Genomic DNA, 16676 nt, shown 5'->3' on the forward strand with positions numbered 1-16676 from the left:
ACAAGCAAAAAATTAGCGGAAAACTTTTAAAAATTGGCCCATCAGCCAGTTTTCTTCAGCCTTGATAACGGCGTTCAGGGTATTATCGGCGAAACCAACCACGTTGCTTAGCCCTACCATAATCCGTTGAAATTCTTCGGCTTCGGGCGTGTCGGTCGGGATGCTTTTGAGTTCGTTGAGTACCTCGGCAACGGGCGTAATTTCCCGCCGACGGCGTTCCTTTGCCACTTGCCGGGCCACTTTCCAGATGTCTTTTTCTGCCATAAAAAACTCCCGTCGCTCGCCCGGTTTCAATTGTTTGTAAATCAGGCCCCAGTCCATCAGGTCGCGCAGATTCATGCTGGCATTGCCCCGCGAAATCTGCAACTGTTCCATAACGTCCTCCGTCGCGAGCGGATGGGGCGCAATCAGCAGGAGCGCATGAAGTTGGGCCATCGAGCGATTGATGCCCCACTGCGTAGCAAGCGTGCCCCAGGTATGAATGAACTTAGCTTTGGCTTCATCGAATGTCATGCTCAAAGATAATTAATTCTTTTTGTAGTTTCAAAATATTTTGAAACAATTTAAAGAGAAAATAATGGGAACCCGGATTAAACAGATTGAGCGGATCAGCATTGATAAAATCCGTTTTAATCAGTGTCATCCCCGTTCCTATAGTGTAGTCCGGAAATGCCCAACAGCCTGTTCGGGTTGGGGCAAATCGCCAGAAACTTCGCCCGGTCGTTCACGGAGCAAACGCCGGGGAAGTCGCCCTTTAGGCCGAGCATATCGGTCATTAGTTGAAAATGCAGGTGCGGAGGCCAGTCGCCATTTTCAGGATAGGGGCCAATTTCGCCCAGTTTATCGCCTGCTTGAATGGGCTTTCCTTCATACAACCCATTTAGCGATTGGCGCGTCAGATGGCCGTAGAGCGAGTAACGCGCCTGGAAAGCCGCGCGAGATGTTTCCCGGCCGCGCAGCTTTTCAGTGGCGTTATCATGTTCCAGAATAATGGTCGGACCATAGTCGCCAAAATGGGTATTGTCCTGAAAACTGTGGACGATGCCGTCTATGGGAGCAAAAACGGGTGTTCCGGCCTCTGCCCACAGATCAATGCCGAGGTGAATCTCGCGTGGTTCCCGGGCCGTGTTGAAGTGCTCGCTCCGCCGGTAAATAATACGGTGTTCGTTGTAGCCACCCACACCGACGTTTACGCCCGCAGCCCGCAGTTTGCCAAAAACGTAGTTTGTAAAACTGACCGTGTCGGTTAGGTCGAGGTCGGCGAGATCAGGGTTTGTGGCCGAAAAATTGAGCACGACGTAAGAGTCTTTCCTGAAATTGAAGTCGAGAAGCATAGGAACCTGAATTAGCCAGGCAAGTTAGTTGTCAGTTTTAGACAATGGCGGTATATTTAACACTATTTTGCCCGTTATTTACCGTAACGACGGACCGCGTAACAACGGACTGATATAGCATTTTGTCAACAGACTCATTACCTACCTGCATGGAAGTCACTCTCGAGAAACCCATTCCAAAAAGCGGCCACCCAACAGGCCTTTATGTCCTGTTTTTCACCGAAATGTGGGAGCGGTTCAGTTATTACGGGATGCGGGCCATTCTGCTGCTTTTTCTGCTCGACAACGTTCGGGGGGGAATGGGGCTAAGTGAAGCCGAAGGAGCGGCCATCTACGGCATTTACACGGCATCGGTGTATTTGCTTTCACTGCCCGGCGGCTGGATTGCCGACAACATTCTGGGGCAGCGCAAATCTATTTGGTATGGTGGGCTTATTATCATGCTGGGCCACATTATCCTGGCATTTCCGGCTGGAACAACCTTGTTTTATCTGGGGCTGTGTGTTGTGGCGCTCGGTACGGGCCTGCTTAAACCCAATATCAGTACAATTGTGGGTGAACTATACCCTGAGGGCGGGGCGCGTCGGGATGCCGCCTTTTCGATTTTCTACATGGGCATCAATCTGGGTTCATTTCTGGGCATCACCATTGTGGGGTATCTGGGCCAGAAAGTGGGCTGGCATTACGGGTTTGGCGCGGCTGCGGTAGGTATGGGTTTAGGTATTGTCACCTTCCGATTGTTTGGCCAGCGTTACCTCGGCGAGTATGGCAATCAGCCGGCTGCGGATTCGACCAAAAAAACGGAAACGACCGGAACTACAGCTGGCAACAAGTCGCTGATTGGCTTCCTGGTTGGCATAATTGGTTTATTCGTGGTGTTGCAGGTAACGGGTGTGCTGGATCTGACAACGGCCTTAGGCTTAGCGAAGGCAATGGGCACCATCATCTCCTTAATCGCCATCAGTTACTTCCTCTATATTTTGCTGGCCGGTGGCCTGACGCCCGTTGAGAAGAAACGGGTGGCAGTGCTGTTTGTCTTTTTCATAGCTGCCGCTCTGTTCTGGGCCGGAAATGAACAGCAAGGCTCCTCGCTGCAAATCTTTGCCGACCGCTACACCGATCTAACATTTTTTGGCTGGCAAATGCCGTCGAGCTGGTTTCAGAACTTCAATCCCGCCTTTATCCTTCTTTTTTCCCCTATGCTGGCCATGTTGTGGATTTTTCTGGCGAATCGGAAACTGAATTACTCGGTGCCAGCCAAATTAGCGACGGCGTTAATTCTGCTTGGTCTGGCCTACGTCATCATGGTCATTGCGTCAAGAATAGCCCTCACAGGGGTACGCACATCGGCCCTCTATTTAACGTTCACCTACCTGTTCTTTACCCTCGGCGAATTATTTCTGAGTCCGGTAGGATTGAGTTCGTTCACCAAACTGGCGCCAAAACGCTATGCCAGCCAGTTAATGGGCATCTGGTTTGTGGGTACGTCGCTGGGCAATCTTATTGCCGGTCTGTTTGCCGGTGGATTCGATGAAAATAACGTGCAGCAAATGCCTGAGTTGTTCCAGAGTGTAGCGTATTTCGGTTTAGGCTCAGGGTTGCTTCTCCTGCTTTTTTCCAAACCCCTGAAAAAGTGGATGGGCGGGGTGCAGTAAGTTTGCTGCCTTTCGTAGCTATAATCCGTAATCAGGCATACATAACGAATTGAGCAAGGCGTTGTCGGCTAATGGTTTAGCCGACAACGCCTTGCTCAATTCGTTAGAAAAACTTGAGGAACGATTCAACAACCAGCAGGAAAAGCGAACCTGCAACAAGAAGCATAAGTGACCAGGGTCCGGGCAAAAGCGAATTCTTCCGAATAATCATAACAGTAAATTGGATGATCAAGGTAGATTCTACGCATATGTACCTGATAGGGAGTTAGTTCAATTAGTATAACGATAGTGACACGAAAAAAGTTTTATAAAGTAGATTGGTTTTATAGACTTAGTTACTCTTCCGGATGGGAGTTATCAAAAAAAAGGCAAGAGTTAGTAGTATAAACAGACCGAATAGCAGCAGTGTAATTTTTGCCACGCCAGGTTTATTCAGCCAATAAGCCAAAACGGAGAAATGAGCGGATAGAAAGGTGATAGCCAGCAATAGCACCCGCCAATTGATGAGTGTTTCGAGGTTCATAAAGATTTCCAGCTTGACTGCACAAGGGAGTTTGTGCGCTTAATGCGTTGACACTCAAAAATAAAAAAAGATTCCTCTGGAACACTACTACTATAACATTAGCCCGATTAATCTTAATGGTAGTCCTCGTCCAGTTTCGTTTCTATCGACACTGTTGAGGCTATTGTAGCTGACAAGCAGGGCAATAGCATCGAAGAATCCATCAGAATCCATATTGGTCAATCACTAATAACGCACAGAAAATCAGCCTACTACCCGATGAGGTAGTGGGGTTGCCGGGAGATCAGCAAGGGCACAAAGCCAACCAGATAGGCTGAGTGGTAAGGAGATTGCTTTCTTACACCAGTAGATTCCAGAACCACCAACTTGTCAGACAAAACAAAAAGGTGGCGATAGCAATCAGGATTGACCACGGGCCAATTAAAAGATAGTTTTTGCGAATAGTCATTACGGTAGGCTTACCCTATAGTAAGCACCAACATCCACGCCAATCTACTGCTTTTTAGACCTATCGTTTACAAAATATAACTATTTATACGTAGTAAACGGTTGCCTGCCTCGACTAACCACCCAAATCGGACTTTCAACTAAGCAGATGGATACGTCTGCCTGACGGGGGAGGGCCTTAACCTAATGAACAATGAGGGATGAGGTTTAACGGATTGGGTTACTTTTAGCTGATCAGGTCGTGAGTGTTTAGAAAAAGAAGGGGACAGCTTGGCCACTGATGGCATCAGGCCTACTCTTTCCATATCGAATCGAACTCGATGTGGAAAGAGTAGGCCTGGTAAGTTCCTCATTCTATCCCTACGGGAGCGGTCAGAACGCTGGCAGGAGTTTCCGGGAAAAGACACGCGTACCCGTTTGCATTCGGATAATCTGAAGCTGAGGGCTGGATGAGGGCGTCACGTGCAGGACAAACTCAGTGCCTGTGTGCTGCTCAACTTGCCGAAGCTTTTGCTGCCCGCCCACCGAATAAACAGCGAACTCAGGTGCCGGAGCATTGGTACGCACCAGCACTTCCGTGTTGGTAAGCGCAAAAGCGGTTAGGTAAAGCGCTCCAGGTTCGTACCGAACGGCAATAACCTTCGAATAGTCAACGGTGGCATCCTGGTCAACCTGCCGCAGACGGTAGTAATTTATCCCCCGCTGAGGTGTTTCGTCGGAGAACGTATACACCTGACGGCTGGTTGAGAAACCTTCACTACGGAGGCTGCCAATCCGCTCGAACGAACGCGCATCTGCACTACGCTCAACCTCAAACCGATCACTGTTTTGTTCAAGCGACGTTTCCCAGACCAGCTCAACCTGGTCCTTTACTACCTGACCGCTAAAGGAGACCAGACGCACGGGCATCGGCGCGTCGTCCCAGTTGAGACCGCTAAGGAAAATACGCTGGGTACCAGGGTCGCCTGCGACCTGACTACCACTGCAATATTGAATACTTACCTGATTGAGATCGCCACTAAAAGTAACTAAGTTTAAATTGTTGGTAGCAGGGTTTGTACCCGTAATGGTATTGCCTGAAACGGTGTTGGCATTGGCGATGGAACTGGCTCCAATGGTGGGGTTTTTGTTGGCTGCCCCGTTTTTGCCCGTTACCGTTACCTGATCCTGATAATTACTGTCACTACCCGGCGCTCCGGTTTGCCGATCAACATCGGCCAAATAGAAATTAAGGTTCCCCACCGGTTGAGAAAAGGTGATAGTCAGGGTCACGCATTCGTTGGGCTTAAAATCGGCTTCGAGCCGTAAGCGGGACGGATTAGCCATTCCGGAGGGGTCACCGCTGGCTGCGAATGCACTGGTAGCCCCCGTCACAAGGACGGTTGCCGAAACGGGCTTGTTACCAATGTTGGTGTAGACATAAGCGAAGCTGCCATCAGGATACAGATTCCAGTCTAAATCCTGGGCAAGTACTCCAGCCAATGGAGTTAAACACAATAGGGTCAGGATAATTTTCTTCATTAGGGTATGATTGAGGGGTTAGTTGATTTCGGCTAAATATTGCTTTTTTGTGAGGATAAACAACAAATAGCATTCAATATTGATTTGTTAGTTACCTAACTGTACGTTAAGAGCTACTCTTCTTGGATCTACTATCAAGTTGTTACCAGAATCATTCGCCTGACCAATAGTTCATATAAGCTGTGTCACTTTCTTTTTCGGTTGGGGTTCTCTTTCTGGTTCATCACCTCTATTTGTTAAGTCTGAATTAATTTTCGACCTGTAGAACTGACGGATGTGATGGCCCTTATGGAGAAGAATGCTGTTCAATCGTGAAATAACCTGCCAATCGAGCATGTCATGTATAGGGGTAACTTTGATTAGAGTTCTTTCAACTTGTTGCCGACAAACCGCTGGCTTTTACCGATTAGGTGCAAGCCTCCAGGGCTACCAGCACCAGAAAGATCGTGGTTGTAATGAGAGAATTATCGTCGCTTCGTTCAGACATTTGCTTGTTTGTCTTATTCCTCTCCATAGATATATACCCAGGCAATTGCCAGCATGAAGGCCAGCACCAGAACTGCCAGCAACATGGCCCGAATTGGTAGCCGAGGATTGTTTTGGTCTGACATATCGGGCTGCTCTTTTACGTTTTTCCGCCCGGAATCAGCCTCTCTACCACCAGCAGACCGATCAAAAACCAAGACTGTAAGCATAGGGCCAAAATCGTTCCGGTCAGTATTTTTCACAGAAGGTGGTCCCGTAGCCCTGCTTCTGCTGTAGGCAACACCAGAACACCTACCAGCCGTCGGGCTTTCCAGTTTGGCATTCTGTAAACTGGGTTAATAGGGCAATCGATTTCGCAGGCCCCGCAGCCGCCTTTTAGTTCCTGCGACACGTGCCGGTAAGGTCTCGACAAAATGGTTACAATTCATCTGATCAGACGTTTTATGGCTGACCAAATATGCTTGACCAGCAAGTTACTGAAGTGATCACAAGCATACTATTTAATTTATTAAACGTAGTAAAAACAGCCGGCAAAACTTTATGTCGTTTTTGCTGACTCCCTATGGCACCACAAAATGTTGATTAGACCAACGTATTCGTATCAATTAGTGAAACTCAACCGCTCGGATTGATGTAATCGTTTAATGCGAATCAGGCCAACCGTACTCCCTATCGTGATGGCTGGAAACCCATTCCGACAGGTTGACAAATCAATCCAGTGCATGCTTCCGGATGCGCCAGCCAACTCCCTTTAGGGCGGGGGTAAAGGCGCCAAGCTCACTTTTGAAGAAATTTAAACAGGCTCTACGTGTGGTTACTTTCCAATGCAGAAAGTAATCTACAAATTTAAATAACTCACTATCAGTTATGTATGCTTAAAGTGTATTTTAAAAGGTACAAATAGTGCTCAAAATCTGCGAATTAGTTAAGTAAGGCTGATTTCGACAGGGTAATTACATCGTTTATCTTTAGGCTATGAAATCGTATTACCGGCTCTGCTTTTGCCTTCTGGTGGTCGTTGCGCTCGACCAGTGTAAACAGCCATCAGTCCCCGTTCCGGCTAACGCCCTACCCGCCCGTGACGATAATATGGCGATGGGAAATCCCGATGGTGCCAAATCCTCTGAGTCCAGCCCGAACGCCTATCTGATTCCCGGTCAACCTATTTTCTATAACTAATCGACAGGTATAGCCAACTGGTGTGGCTGTCATTTATCAGTTGCCTGGAAAAGGCCTGCTTCGAGACATACAGGTAATTTCATTCCTGACCAAACATTGCCTGTTGGCTGTTTGGATAAAGTAAGTGAATCGTAGCACTTTTTTCCAGAATGCTTAGGGTACCTACCCGGCAAAACCGGCAGAATCCTTTTTGCCGGTTTTGCCGGGTGGTCAGTACAGGCTTTTTTAATTGATGCTGTAAGTAAGTGGCTAACTGTCCTCCTCATGTCGTTGATAAGCCCTGCGGACTTGAAAGAGTAATATTCAACGGGCGACCGCCTTTTAGCATGGTATGAGAATGGCGAGTAAACCAAGGCTAATCTGGATAATTTTTTGATTGGTTAGCTACTTGGCATCACAACATAACCGGCCAGCTTGGCTACGGCTGAAAGAATACTGTTAGGGGGTGTGCTCAGGCAACGGGCTATACATCATTGCCAGAGCAAGGGTAAAGGCGGAAAAGGTGATAACAGTAGGGCGAATCCAATAGCCAGTGGTGAACTGACGGTGCCTGCTGTACTATGGACGGTGATTGTCGTTCTGCCCGTAGGTACGGATGATGTAAACCGGATAACCACCCAGACGCAGATTATTGCAGTCTGGAAGTACTACACCAATGCCGCAGGTGAGCAGGCTTAGTCAGACCATCAGGTGTGGTGGATATTGAAGGTTGTTTGAGGCCTGTTCAATAATCAGGTTGAGACGGTAACTTGCCCAACTCGGTCAGTTCATAGATATTCTCCTCACCCACCCTGCCCGTATAACGTATTCTGCGCTCTGTAATTAACGCACTGATTAAGCGATTGAACAGCGGGTTAGGGATGGCAAGGTGACTCTTTAATTGGTTAGCTGTCAAGCTTTTCGTCGATAAAATGTTGATTATCCTATTTTTTGCTTCTACATCCTTCATACCCCTTCTATCATTCGTTAAGTAGTGATTAAATACCCTGCACCGGGTTAGGAGTTAAATCGTTGATCAGGATGAAAACCAACCTGTGACACTTACCCAGTAATCTGGTTTTGGCCCTGATGACTATTCTTTGGACTTGAGTCCCATGAGCAGGTCACAACCAAGTCGCTTGTCAACTGCTAACCGCCCAGATAGATACGAAGGCCTCTACTTGGTCAAATCTGACCGCGTCACGGTGGTACGCTTTAGTAATCGAGCTTATTAGAAAAGCCCCCTCCATGAAGGGGCTTTTTGACTTATAGTAGTAACTATTTAGCGCGCATTATGCAATTTGGGGATAATCGGGGGTTCGGTTTCGCCAGCCCGCATTGCATTATAGTTCCTATCCACATATACGTACAGTTGACCTCAACCAGAATAGCTACTATTCACCTGACCATAGGTTTCTTATCTGATAAAGCGTGCGACGATAGCAAGCTACTCCCATCTGCTCAGGCACACGATTTTATTGAGTAAGCGTAGGGTGACTACCCGGTAAAACTACTTCTGCCGGTTTTGCCGGGTGGTCACTATAGACTTTTTGATTGATTGTCGCTATTCTAAGTTTAACGCTAACTGCCTACCTGGTGAGGTTGTTGATACAACTTGCAAGCTTGACGGCGTAATACCTAACACACGAACGCCTTTTAGCACGGGTAACAGTGAAGATAGTTGAAGAAGCTTATGGTATTATGGTATGGGCTTTGTCTGGGGATGGCCCCCGTATCGCACACTGTAGTTGCCGGGTAAAGCTGCTGACCAGCATGGTAAAACACTAAACCATCTTCGCCTTTACCTTAATCGAGTGGAAATTGTAGTACTGCTTGGCTGCAAAACCCTACTGCTTATGGATACGATGTGTTCCCTGACCGAGAGCTGTGTTGGTAAAGCCATCACTAGGCCCGAACGCAAATTCGGGCCTAGTGATGGCTTTACCAACACAGCTCTCGGTCAGGCGCGATGGGTTAATGCGCGATAAGCTCAGGTAATTGAGCTTCAAAAAGTGCCGTGAATTGCTGAGCAGTCAGAATATGCCCTTGTTTTTGGGCATTGTTGGCAACGCTATACCCCCACTGAGCAGCCGCCAATCGTTGGGTAGGCGTTCCGTGGTGGCCATCACTGGTAAAGCCACAATCACCAATATTAAAAAATACCTGAAAAAATTGTTGAACCCGTTTCCACTGCATAGAAGCTCCTCGGGCATGAGACAGGTAATAGGCCGAATACGCATCCGCCATCAATTCAGTTCGGCGGGTAGCTTCGGGACTGGTTTCATCCTCGAATAAGTCTAATTGAAATTGAATCTGGTGGCCAAACTCATGAGCTAGTATGGCCTGGGGAGCGACATCATCATACCCGATAGCGGTAAATCCTTCCAGAATACCGTCACCCATAATAATCTTATCGGGGATTTTACCTACTAGCGGAAAGCTAAATCCTTGCAGAGCAAAAGCATTGAAGGTAAAGACTGGATGATTACCCTGTCTTAATTGTGGGAATGCATCAAGCAAGGCTAAGACGAAGTCCGCAAAAAAGGCCGCATCGGCAGCGCTTAACCCATAGACGACAGTATAGGTTCTAAGAAGCTTGCTTCTGTCGCGCAGCATACTTCCATGCATGGCCGCCAATACCATATCACTGGATTGAATGTTCCAGAAACGTTGTAAATCCTTGAACGTTTTGGTTAACCTATGTGTGTACTCGCCATTAACGCCAAAGTACTGGTTAGCTGAACTATTTTCAAAAACCAAGGCATCATAAGTTGGCAAATCCAGCATAGCGGTATTGGAAACATAGGTACGAAGCGTTCTATTCCAGTCGGTAAGTTGCCCACTCAACCATTGGTTAATCTCGGTATTACTATTACAGGCTGTCGGTGTTATATTCACAACTCGTTGAACCAGATCCCGATACTCTGGGTGAGTCTTCAACAAAAGATCTGGATTTTGCTGGAGGCTGTTTCCAGTGCCTAAAGGCAGGGAAGAGAACAGTTGGGCCAGTTTGTTTTCTAAGTCAGCCGAGAGTCGGGCTGATTGAGTAGCTGATGAATTACCTGGGGTAAGTCCACTGTCAATCATGGATTCTTTACAGCCTGTAACCAGGATACTACAAATGGCCACGACGCTTGTCACAAGTGTGATATTTTTCATGCACAGAAAGTTTATAGTTTATGACTACAGTTTTGCTCTACAAGGTAAGATATTGGAAATAAATTATTGGCTTTAAGGATGTTAATTTCAACATATTTTATTCAAATCGTTAAGTACATTACTAACTATTAAGGCCATACGCATAAATTGGTAGATTGTAACAACTGCTTACTCTCTTTCTCAGAGGCATAATATTCGTAGTCTGACATCACTCACCAGGATGTTTAATTGCCGGTCAGTTTTTGCCGCCAGCAGGTAAACCCCAATGAGTTTCGTAGTAGTTTTTTCTGAGCATCACTCAATTGCTCAAACACCGGACGAAAGCCCACCGACAACTGATTCGGCGCAAACGACTGTTCATAATACTGCCTTAGCTCCTGATTGCTTTCCATACGTCAACTGGTTAGGTACAAAAAAGGCTGGCTTCGATGAAACCAGTCTTTACTTTGTGCAACTACTAAGTACCCATAAATTCATATGACCAACAAAATAGACAAATTAGATTAGTCGGTAACTTATTAAGTAGGCGGTCACAAAAAAAGCTGACCCTATCCGAATCAGCGTTTTCAAACCACCACTTGTCAATAAGTCCGTTTGTATCAGTAAGTGTCAAGCAACATTCTTGCCAAAGGTTATAGGCTTTATTCACCCACCAGACTAACAAAAGCTTCTCTAACAGGAGCCTACCCCACTTAGTAGTTTCCCTTTCGATTGCTCTTCCTCAGTGAAGCTTGAATAACAGCCCAGGCTTTCACCCGTAACTGCTGGTGAAGTTCCTTATCGCGGGGCACAAACGTTGTGCTGCGGACATTGCCCGTCATCAACTTTAATTGCCAATAGTTGGTATCGGACGTATCGGGTATTGACGTATAAGTAAGTTGGATCATAGTCAAGGGTACTCTTTATTCATGTGGCATCCACTAAACAGGAAAGCGCGAATGGTCTATTGGGCTACTTCATTGTTAAGTGGATAAATCTGAAAGGGGGTGTAACCGATTATTACACCCCACTTAGCTGCTTAATGTGACAGATATACTTTTTAGGTGCTGGGTCGGATTTGAACCGACGCTTAGGCCGTTAAGCTACCAACAAAGTTACCGGACCTGGAATCGAACCGCAACGGCGGACCGTCAAGGTTCGCTGAGTCAACGTCAGCCGTACGAACCGCTGTACGATCCGGCAATATAAATGTCCTGTCAGGGTACGAGCGGCAGCGACCGGCCGTCTGAAAGCTCCAGATTCAAATTCTGGCGCTCTACCAACAGAGCTACAAAACAATGTTAAAATGGCCCTATAGGGATTATTAGACAGTATTTAACAACTTTGAGATGCACCTAAAAAGTACTATCTGGCGGAATGACTATGACAGAATCGCTGACAGATCTATTAATTTCATTTGAATCGGCAGGCAGGTTTGGTTGATACACCGGTTCGGCTTTGACTGGATGTATCGTGTCCATCTCCGCATTTTTCTCCATGTTTATTTCTTTTTCATTCTCTTCTTTATTAATTAATGGCTTAACGACCGCTGATTTAGAGTTGACTTTGTTACGCTCAGGCATTTTTCCTGATACTGAATCCTTACCGACATCTAAGTCACCCGGTAGTTGGGGCATTGTGCGGTTGTACAAGCTAAAGGCTAATCCTGCGGCTAAGACAATACAAATCTCAACCCACCACTTCCGAAGTCTGCTAAATGTTGGTTTCGGAAGTCCATCCACTGGTTCATCAATCCCTTTGCCCCCATCCAAAACTGTCATAACGGAGTTGGATTCGATCTTGGTCAGTGGCACGTTTGGAGTAGACCAGCTTGCATTCAATTGTTCAACTCGACTCTGCTCAAGCAGTAACTCCAGTTGGTCGACACTGTGAAGCCGATCCTGTGGATTACGGGCCAGCAAGCACATGAGTAACGTAGCTAGACTTGGCGGTAAGGGCAGACCAGTTGGCGTCGTAAATACGGGTAGTGGAGCGGTCAATACCTGCTGCCTAAACTGGGATAGTCCCACTTCGTTGTGCAGGGCAAAGGGCACTTTGCCCGTGAGGCATTCGTACAATATTACGCCCAGCGCATAATAATCAACTGCTTCATCGACCTGAAGTGGATTGTCGAACTGCTCGGGAGCCGTATACTCATAGGTCGTTTGCGACTCCTCACTCTGGGTTTGTATAGTACTGTCAATCCAGACATTCGCAATACCTAAGTCGGTCAGCAGGAAGTGTAACTCCCCACTGGATAACCGGCGATATAATATATTTTTGGGATTAATAGCCCGATGAATTATAGGCTTGGAGTGCATAGCCCGGAATGCTCCTGTTAACTGTAATCCCAGCCGGATGGTGGTTAGTACATCTAAATAACCGTTCTCTTTAAGCAGACTGTATAAATCTGCTGCTTCCACAAAGTCCATGACTATGTAGGTGTAGGACATCGTCGCGTTTAACTGCACCTCCCGCACTCGAACCAGGTTGGGATGGTCTATGAAAACCATACGCTGCGACTCGTGCTCAAAACGTCGCAGCGTATCGGCATCAGCCACTAAGGGATACTCTTTAATAATTACTAGATCGCCCGAAGGCTGGTGCTGAGCTTTAAGAACGCGAATAGGCCCCTGCCTCAGTTCTTCTGAGATCTCATAATTTGCAAAAATTGAGTTGACACTACTATTTGGCATGGCGCATCATAGTTTTAAGATATCATTATCGCAGCACTGGCCGAGCGTACAGCAGCGGACCGAAAAGGGCCAATCAATTAGTGATCGTCCTTATCATCGACTGGTAGACGCGTAGATAGAAGTACCCATTATTAAATCATATTTTAGCTATACTGTGCAGACTCTACAAAAAAACGAGCAAATTGTTCTATGAGAGAAGGCTAAAAAAGGCTTACGCGTCTGAAATCGCAAAGCATCTTCTGGGATGAATGGTTACTCAGCGTGGGAGGAAAAGTCGCCCCGCACCATCGAGGAGAAAAACGGGGTCAGGTGGCGCAAGTCCGGTTTGGCCTGCACGATGCTACTGGGTGGCAAATGGTCAATGGTGTCTAACATAACGAGTTCAAAACGCAAGAACCACTATATTATACTTTTGTTATATATATTTTAAGTAGAACATAAAACCACTACGCATCCGCGTAGTGGCCTCTTCACATTTATGGGTTATGGTTCTTAGAAAGACCATACTTAGGACGCAGCAAGCTGGCATAAGTAACAAACTTCGGGATTAGTGTCAAGACACAAAAAACGCTGGCTCCAACGGTTCCAGCGTTTCTGAAAACCCATAAATGTAAAGCTTTCAGACTGACGCGTGCCAGTCCTCAATCAGTTGGCATTCAGGCAACTATCGGGCCAGATTAGCGCTATAGAAAATGGCAACTTTAACGAGACGAGTAAGTAGGTTGAGTATCTATTAAGACCCCAGACATATATAGGGGCCAACAAAATAGTTTATAGTTTTGCCAAACGGTAACTTATTGAGTAGACGGCAAAAAACGCCGACCTCAGCGATGCCAGCGTTTCTATACTACCTATGAAGAATATATGTGTCCTAAAGCCTATGCAACTATTGGGCCAACAAAAACGCTGACCTCATTCGAATCAGCGTTTCTAACCCTCCATATCATAAAAATTGTACGTACTGAACACTAAGCAGGATTATTGCCATTGTTTTCTAGCTTGTATCAATTCTTTTATGAAGCATTACCTACCGGTAGTTTTTAAATTGGTGTATTGACGTTTTAGCCATTAAAGAACCCATTTGACTAAATTAGTGGGTAATGCTCTATGTGTTTATTATGAACTTTAGGGAAGGCGTACTCATCTCAATCAATTAACCGCAAAGCCATAGCTGGTTTAGCCTGGGGTATTGGCACACAATCCCCCTTATTTATAGCCAAATTGACGAATAACCCGCAATACACCCCCCGCGCAGAATCAGGCCAGCGTGATTCGATGACGTACCTACAGACGATTAGGAGAATCAGGGATTGAGCAGTGGAGGGGTAGGTGGAGTGGCTTATAAGATGATAATCTCTTGATTAATAACTACTTAAAAACTGACACCCTGTTTACTTTTTTTTGCATTCCTGAGTAATTGGCAAGATTTTGGCTGTTGCTGTAGGCTTAAACCACCCCGTCAATGGTCAATCCTACCACTACCGATCTGCTGAAAGAATACATAAAGACGCTCCTGGCCACAGAAGTCGTGTTTCCCGGTATACTACCCCGTCAATGGGGCCACGAGTTTAGTCAAACCGAGTTAGAGGCTGTTTACTTTGGCCTGAAATTTGTGCTCGAAAGGGCCAATCGGAAAACCCCTAAAGTTCTACTCGAGGAGTTTAATAAAATCGAGGAAGCCAATATACAACTGCATTGGTTTTTGCAAGATCACTGGGAGGAAATTGTGAAGTTAATGGCGAAAAAATCTACGTTAGGTCAGTGATTGAAGGTAATGCGATACGAGGAATGCGGTTGTCGGCAGAGCGTTCCTTTTCGTTTAGTCTTCAGACCCTTTAATGCCTAATTCGTTGGTCAATGTTTCAGCCGCTTGCCTGGCCAGATGCAGTTGCGCGGTTGCCGAGGCTAACCCTTGAATCAATTCCCGATCGTCCTCAATGCTGGTCCGTATACTGGTCCGATGAGCGTTAGGCTCATCGGGATTGGTGATTATCAGAATGTACGTATCGGCCCTCAACAGGCTGTAGAAGGCTTTAAAGCGGTAGTAGAGCCTGAGTAGTTTTTCCATCAGCGGGTAGTCAGTTTACTAAAGTTACACCATGAAGTGATTGCCCTGACCAAGTTAGGGCTTTTTATGACCCTCCGTTAGTTGACCAATTGGGCGGCTGACAACATAGCGCTTAACGCCCTGGCAGCTAACGTCCTGACGGGCAGAGGGATTGCCTTTCGACCGCTCAATAAAAGATAACCGGACAAACCGCGAATTGGCATCTTTTGTGCTGGAAATCTCCTATGAAGAAACGACTACTGCTGCTGTTACTGCTTGGGGGGTCGTGTTCGCCCAAACTCCGGCCCGGCCAGGAGCAGGTAAGCCGCCCTTACTATGTGGCGCTAAAGCCTACCGATTGGTACGAAAAGCCCGACTCGACCAGCCAGCGTTTGATACCCCTTTCGCCGGGAGATACCATCCGTACTGTACGGGCACCAGGCCAGCTACGGGGCTGGCAGGCAGTGGAACGAAAAGGCACGGTGGGGTTCCTTCGTAACCCCAGCCTGTTGCCTGTTCAAGGACAAACCGATACACCAATACCTGGGGATAGCCTCTTCTCCCGGTCCATTAACCAGCATTCCGCTTATAGGGACCTCTCTACAGCCCGCAAGCCACCGGTATCTACCCGGTATAGCACCCCTACGCCGGGGGCAGCAATCTATACGGGTCCTGGTGGGGAACGGTACTACTACAACCGAAAGGGCGCTAAGACCTATCTTGGGCGCCAATAAGTCGGTTCTCTGTTCATCGAGCCGATTTGGTGAGCAGGCCATGCCAGGCTGCATAATCCTATTACCTGGCTCAATACTTTGGACGCCTGCTGCGTATATAAGCGGCAAGCCAAAACAGCAGACCCGCCAGAAAATAGCTATAGCGGTGGTGGGTGAACCCAAGATAGAAAAAACCTATACCAACAGGTAAGCAGAGTAAATAGTCATACTTATTCATCGCTACGGGGACGGCCCCTACGGTTTGGCTATTGAGTACACTCCCCGGTAGCGCATATTTGATGCCAAAGATTCGCCCGTCACCCCATTCGGTCGTGCGGAGGCATCGGTAGCCCTCCTATGCCAGACTAAAAGCCCTCTACTTAGTCCGTAGGAGGAAGCCAACGGCGGGGCGTGGTCAACACTTTTTTTAGCGCATGGGCTGTAGTATGTTATCAGACCAGTGATTAATGTAATGAAAAATAAGGGCTACCATGAATCCGCCGTTTAAGAATGACCGGGAGCGCATGGAACACCTGTTTACCAAGGTGGGTGGAGCGCAGTACATCTTTTACCAACTAATGGCCGACCTGGATTATCGGGTGCTGGTGCAAACGCCGGTCGGGGTGAAGAACATTCATGTGCCGCGTCGCCTGCTTGGTGAAGCTGTCCTTAGCTCATCCGACAGGAACTATATCTGCCAGCAACTTTCAACGGCTTCGCTGCTGGAGGCACTCAAACAGGCAACGCCGGATGAGATAAACCTACCCGACATTCCACAAAAAGCCGCACCGGATTCAATCGGGCGACGATTTCTGAGTTGGCTTGGATTTCGCAACTAGCGATACGCTTATGACCAAGTTGCGGAAGGTGTAGTTTGGCGAAAGGTATCAATGGGTAATCCGTTACCAACCCGTATGCCTAAGACGGAACAATCCTGAAAAGGTAACGCGGTTTCAAA

Annotated in this window: 15 protein-coding genes; 6 read left to right on the forward strand and 9 right to left on the reverse strand. The window is 47.1% G+C overall.

The window, feature by feature from the left end:
* Positions 1-12 precede the first annotated feature (12 nt).
* Positions 13-513 carry a GbsR/MarR family transcriptional regulator gene (locus tag ACYVI1_RS16075; RefSeq protein ID WP_460911645.1) on the reverse strand — a complete coding sequence of 167 codons (501 nt, stop codon included), beginning with the start codon at positions 511-513 and terminating at the stop codon, positions 13-15.
* 116 nt (positions 514-629) lie between these two features.
* Positions 630-1334: a peptidoglycan DD-metalloendopeptidase family protein gene (locus ACYVI1_RS16080; RefSeq protein ID WP_460911646.1), complete on the reverse strand. Its 705-nt coding sequence runs from the start codon at positions 1332-1334 to the stop codon at positions 630-632.
* Between the two features lie 149 nt (positions 1335-1483).
* Here ACYVI1_RS16080 and ACYVI1_RS16085 point away from each other — a divergent pair, with 149 nt between their 5' ends.
* Positions 1484-2989, forward strand: a complete 1506-nt coding sequence (locus tag ACYVI1_RS16085) for a peptide MFS transporter (protein WP_460911647.1) — start codon at positions 1484-1486, stop codon at positions 2987-2989.
* Between the two features lie 1342 nt (positions 2990-4331).
* On the opposite strand, the gene ACYVI1_RS16090 is transcribed toward ACYVI1_RS16085, so the two are convergent.
* Positions 4332-5480: a hypothetical protein gene (locus ACYVI1_RS16090; RefSeq protein ID WP_460911648.1), complete on the reverse strand. Its 1149-nt coding sequence runs from the start codon at positions 5478-5480 to the stop codon at positions 4332-4334.
* A 1461-nt stretch (positions 5481-6941) separates the two neighbouring features.
* On the opposite strand from ACYVI1_RS16090, the gene ACYVI1_RS16095 reads away from it, so the two are divergent.
* Positions 6942-7145, forward strand: coding sequence for a hypothetical protein (locus ACYVI1_RS16095; RefSeq protein ID WP_460911649.1), 204 nt, complete (start codon positions 6942-6944; stop codon positions 7143-7145).
* 414 nt (positions 7146-7559) lie between these two features.
* The gene (locus ACYVI1_RS16100) at positions 7560-7823 is read left to right on the forward strand and encodes a hypothetical protein (RefSeq protein WP_460911651.1); all 264 of its coding nucleotides are present in this window, start codon (positions 7560-7562) and stop codon (positions 7821-7823) included.
* A gap of 1275 nt (positions 7824-9098) precedes the next feature.
* Here ACYVI1_RS16100 and ACYVI1_RS16105 read toward each other — a convergent pair.
* The 5 genes from ACYVI1_RS16105 to ACYVI1_RS16125 form a co-directional block, all read right to left on the reverse strand.
* Entirely contained in the window at positions 9099-10283 is a 1185-nt protein-coding gene (locus ACYVI1_RS16105; protein ID WP_460911652.1) for a M48 family metalloprotease, read from the reverse strand.
* 224 nt (positions 10284-10507) lie between these two features.
* Positions 10508-10675 (reverse strand): hypothetical protein, encoded by a 168-nt coding sequence (locus tag ACYVI1_RS16110; protein ID WP_460911653.1) that lies wholly within the window; start codon positions 10673-10675, stop codon positions 10508-10510.
* A gap of 300 nt (positions 10676-10975) precedes the next feature.
* On the reverse strand, positions 10976-11170 hold the full coding sequence (locus tag ACYVI1_RS16115; protein ID WP_460911655.1) for a hypothetical protein: 195 nt from the start codon (positions 11168-11170) through the stop codon (positions 10976-10978).
* Positions 11171-11617: 447 nt separating this feature from the next.
* Positions 11618-12958 (reverse strand): serine/threonine protein kinase, encoded by a 1341-nt coding sequence (locus ACYVI1_RS16120; protein ID WP_460911656.1) that lies wholly within the window; start codon positions 12956-12958, stop codon positions 11618-11620.
* A gap of 252 nt (positions 12959-13210) precedes the next feature.
* Positions 13211-13333, reverse strand: coding sequence for a hypothetical protein (locus ACYVI1_RS16125; protein ID WP_460911657.1), 123 nt, complete (start codon positions 13331-13333; stop codon positions 13211-13213).
* 1087 nt (positions 13334-14420) lie between these two features.
* Here ACYVI1_RS16125 and ACYVI1_RS16130 point away from each other — a divergent pair.
* Positions 14421-14723, forward strand: a complete 303-nt coding sequence (locus tag ACYVI1_RS16130; protein WP_460911658.1) for a hypothetical protein — start codon at positions 14421-14423, stop codon at positions 14721-14723.
* A 54-nt stretch (positions 14724-14777) separates the two neighbouring features.
* On the opposite strand, the gene ACYVI1_RS16135 is transcribed toward ACYVI1_RS16130, so the two are convergent.
* Entirely contained in the window at positions 14778-15026 is a 249-nt protein-coding gene (locus ACYVI1_RS16135) for a hypothetical protein (protein WP_460911659.1), read from the reverse strand.
* A gap of 224 nt (positions 15027-15250) precedes the next feature.
* Between ACYVI1_RS16135 and ACYVI1_RS16140 the strand changes: the two genes are divergently transcribed.
* Both ACYVI1_RS16140 and ACYVI1_RS16145 read left to right on the forward strand, forming a co-directional pair.
* On the forward strand, positions 15251-15739 hold the full coding sequence (locus ACYVI1_RS16140; RefSeq protein ID WP_460911661.1) for a hypothetical protein: 489 nt from the start codon (positions 15251-15253) through the stop codon (positions 15737-15739).
* Positions 15740-16209: 470 nt separating this feature from the next.
* A complete protein-coding gene (locus ACYVI1_RS16145; protein WP_460911662.1) occupies positions 16210-16557 on the forward strand; it encodes a hypothetical protein in 348 nt (115 codons plus the stop codon).
* Positions 16558-16676: the final 119 nt, after the last annotated feature.

It is taken from the genome of Spirosoma areae (assembly GCF_054781775.1).

What these genes read in the sequence shown, in the direction of transcription:
- ACYVI1_RS16075 (WP_460911645.1), bottom strand. Translation starts at nt 513, where the DNA reads ATGACATTCGATGAAGCCAAAGCTAAGTTCATTCATACCTGGGGCACG.
- ACYVI1_RS16080 (WP_460911646.1), bottom strand. Translation starts at nt 1,334, where the DNA reads ATGCTTCTCGACTTCAATTTCAGGAAAGACTCTTACGTCGTGCTCAAT.
- ACYVI1_RS16085 (WP_460911647.1), top strand. Translation starts at nt 1,484, where the DNA reads ATGGAAGTCACTCTCGAGAAACCCATTCCAAAAAGCGGCCACCCAACA.
- ACYVI1_RS16090 (WP_460911648.1), bottom strand. Translation starts at nt 5,480, where the DNA reads ATGAAGAAAATTATCCTGACCCTATTGTGTTTAACTCCATTGGCTGGA.
- ACYVI1_RS16095 (WP_460911649.1), top strand. Translation starts at nt 6,942, where the DNA reads ATGAAATCGTATTACCGGCTCTGCTTTTGCCTTCTGGTGGTCGTTGCG.
- ACYVI1_RS16105 (WP_460911652.1), bottom strand. Translation starts at nt 10,283, where the DNA reads ATGAAAAATATCACACTTGTGACAAGCGTCGTGGCCATTTGTAGTATC.
- ACYVI1_RS16110 (WP_460911653.1), bottom strand. Translation starts at nt 10,675, where the DNA reads ATGGAAAGCAATCAGGAGCTAAGGCAGTATTATGAACAGTCGTTTGCG.
- ACYVI1_RS16115 (WP_460911655.1), bottom strand. Translation starts at nt 11,170, where the DNA reads ATGATCCAACTTACTTATACGTCAATACCCGATACGTCCGATACCAAC.
- ACYVI1_RS16120 (WP_460911656.1), bottom strand. Translation starts at nt 12,958, where the DNA reads ATGCCAAATAGTAGTGTCAACTCAATTTTTGCAAATTATGAGATCTCA.
- ACYVI1_RS16125 (WP_460911657.1), bottom strand. Translation starts at nt 13,333, where the DNA reads ATGTTAGACACCATTGACCATTTGCCACCCAGTAGCATCGTGCAGGCC.
- ACYVI1_RS16130 (WP_460911658.1), top strand. Translation starts at nt 14,421, where the DNA reads ATGGTCAATCCTACCACTACCGATCTGCTGAAAGAATACATAAAGACG.
- ACYVI1_RS16135 (WP_460911659.1), bottom strand. Translation starts at nt 15,026, where the DNA reads ATGGAAAAACTACTCAGGCTCTACTACCGCTTTAAAGCCTTCTACAGC.
- ACYVI1_RS16140 (WP_460911661.1), top strand. Translation starts at nt 15,251, where the DNA reads ATGAAGAAACGACTACTGCTGCTGTTACTGCTTGGGGGGTCGTGTTCG.
- ACYVI1_RS16145 (WP_460911662.1), top strand. Translation starts at nt 16,210, where the DNA reads ATGAATCCGCCGTTTAAGAATGACCGGGAGCGCATGGAACACCTGTTT.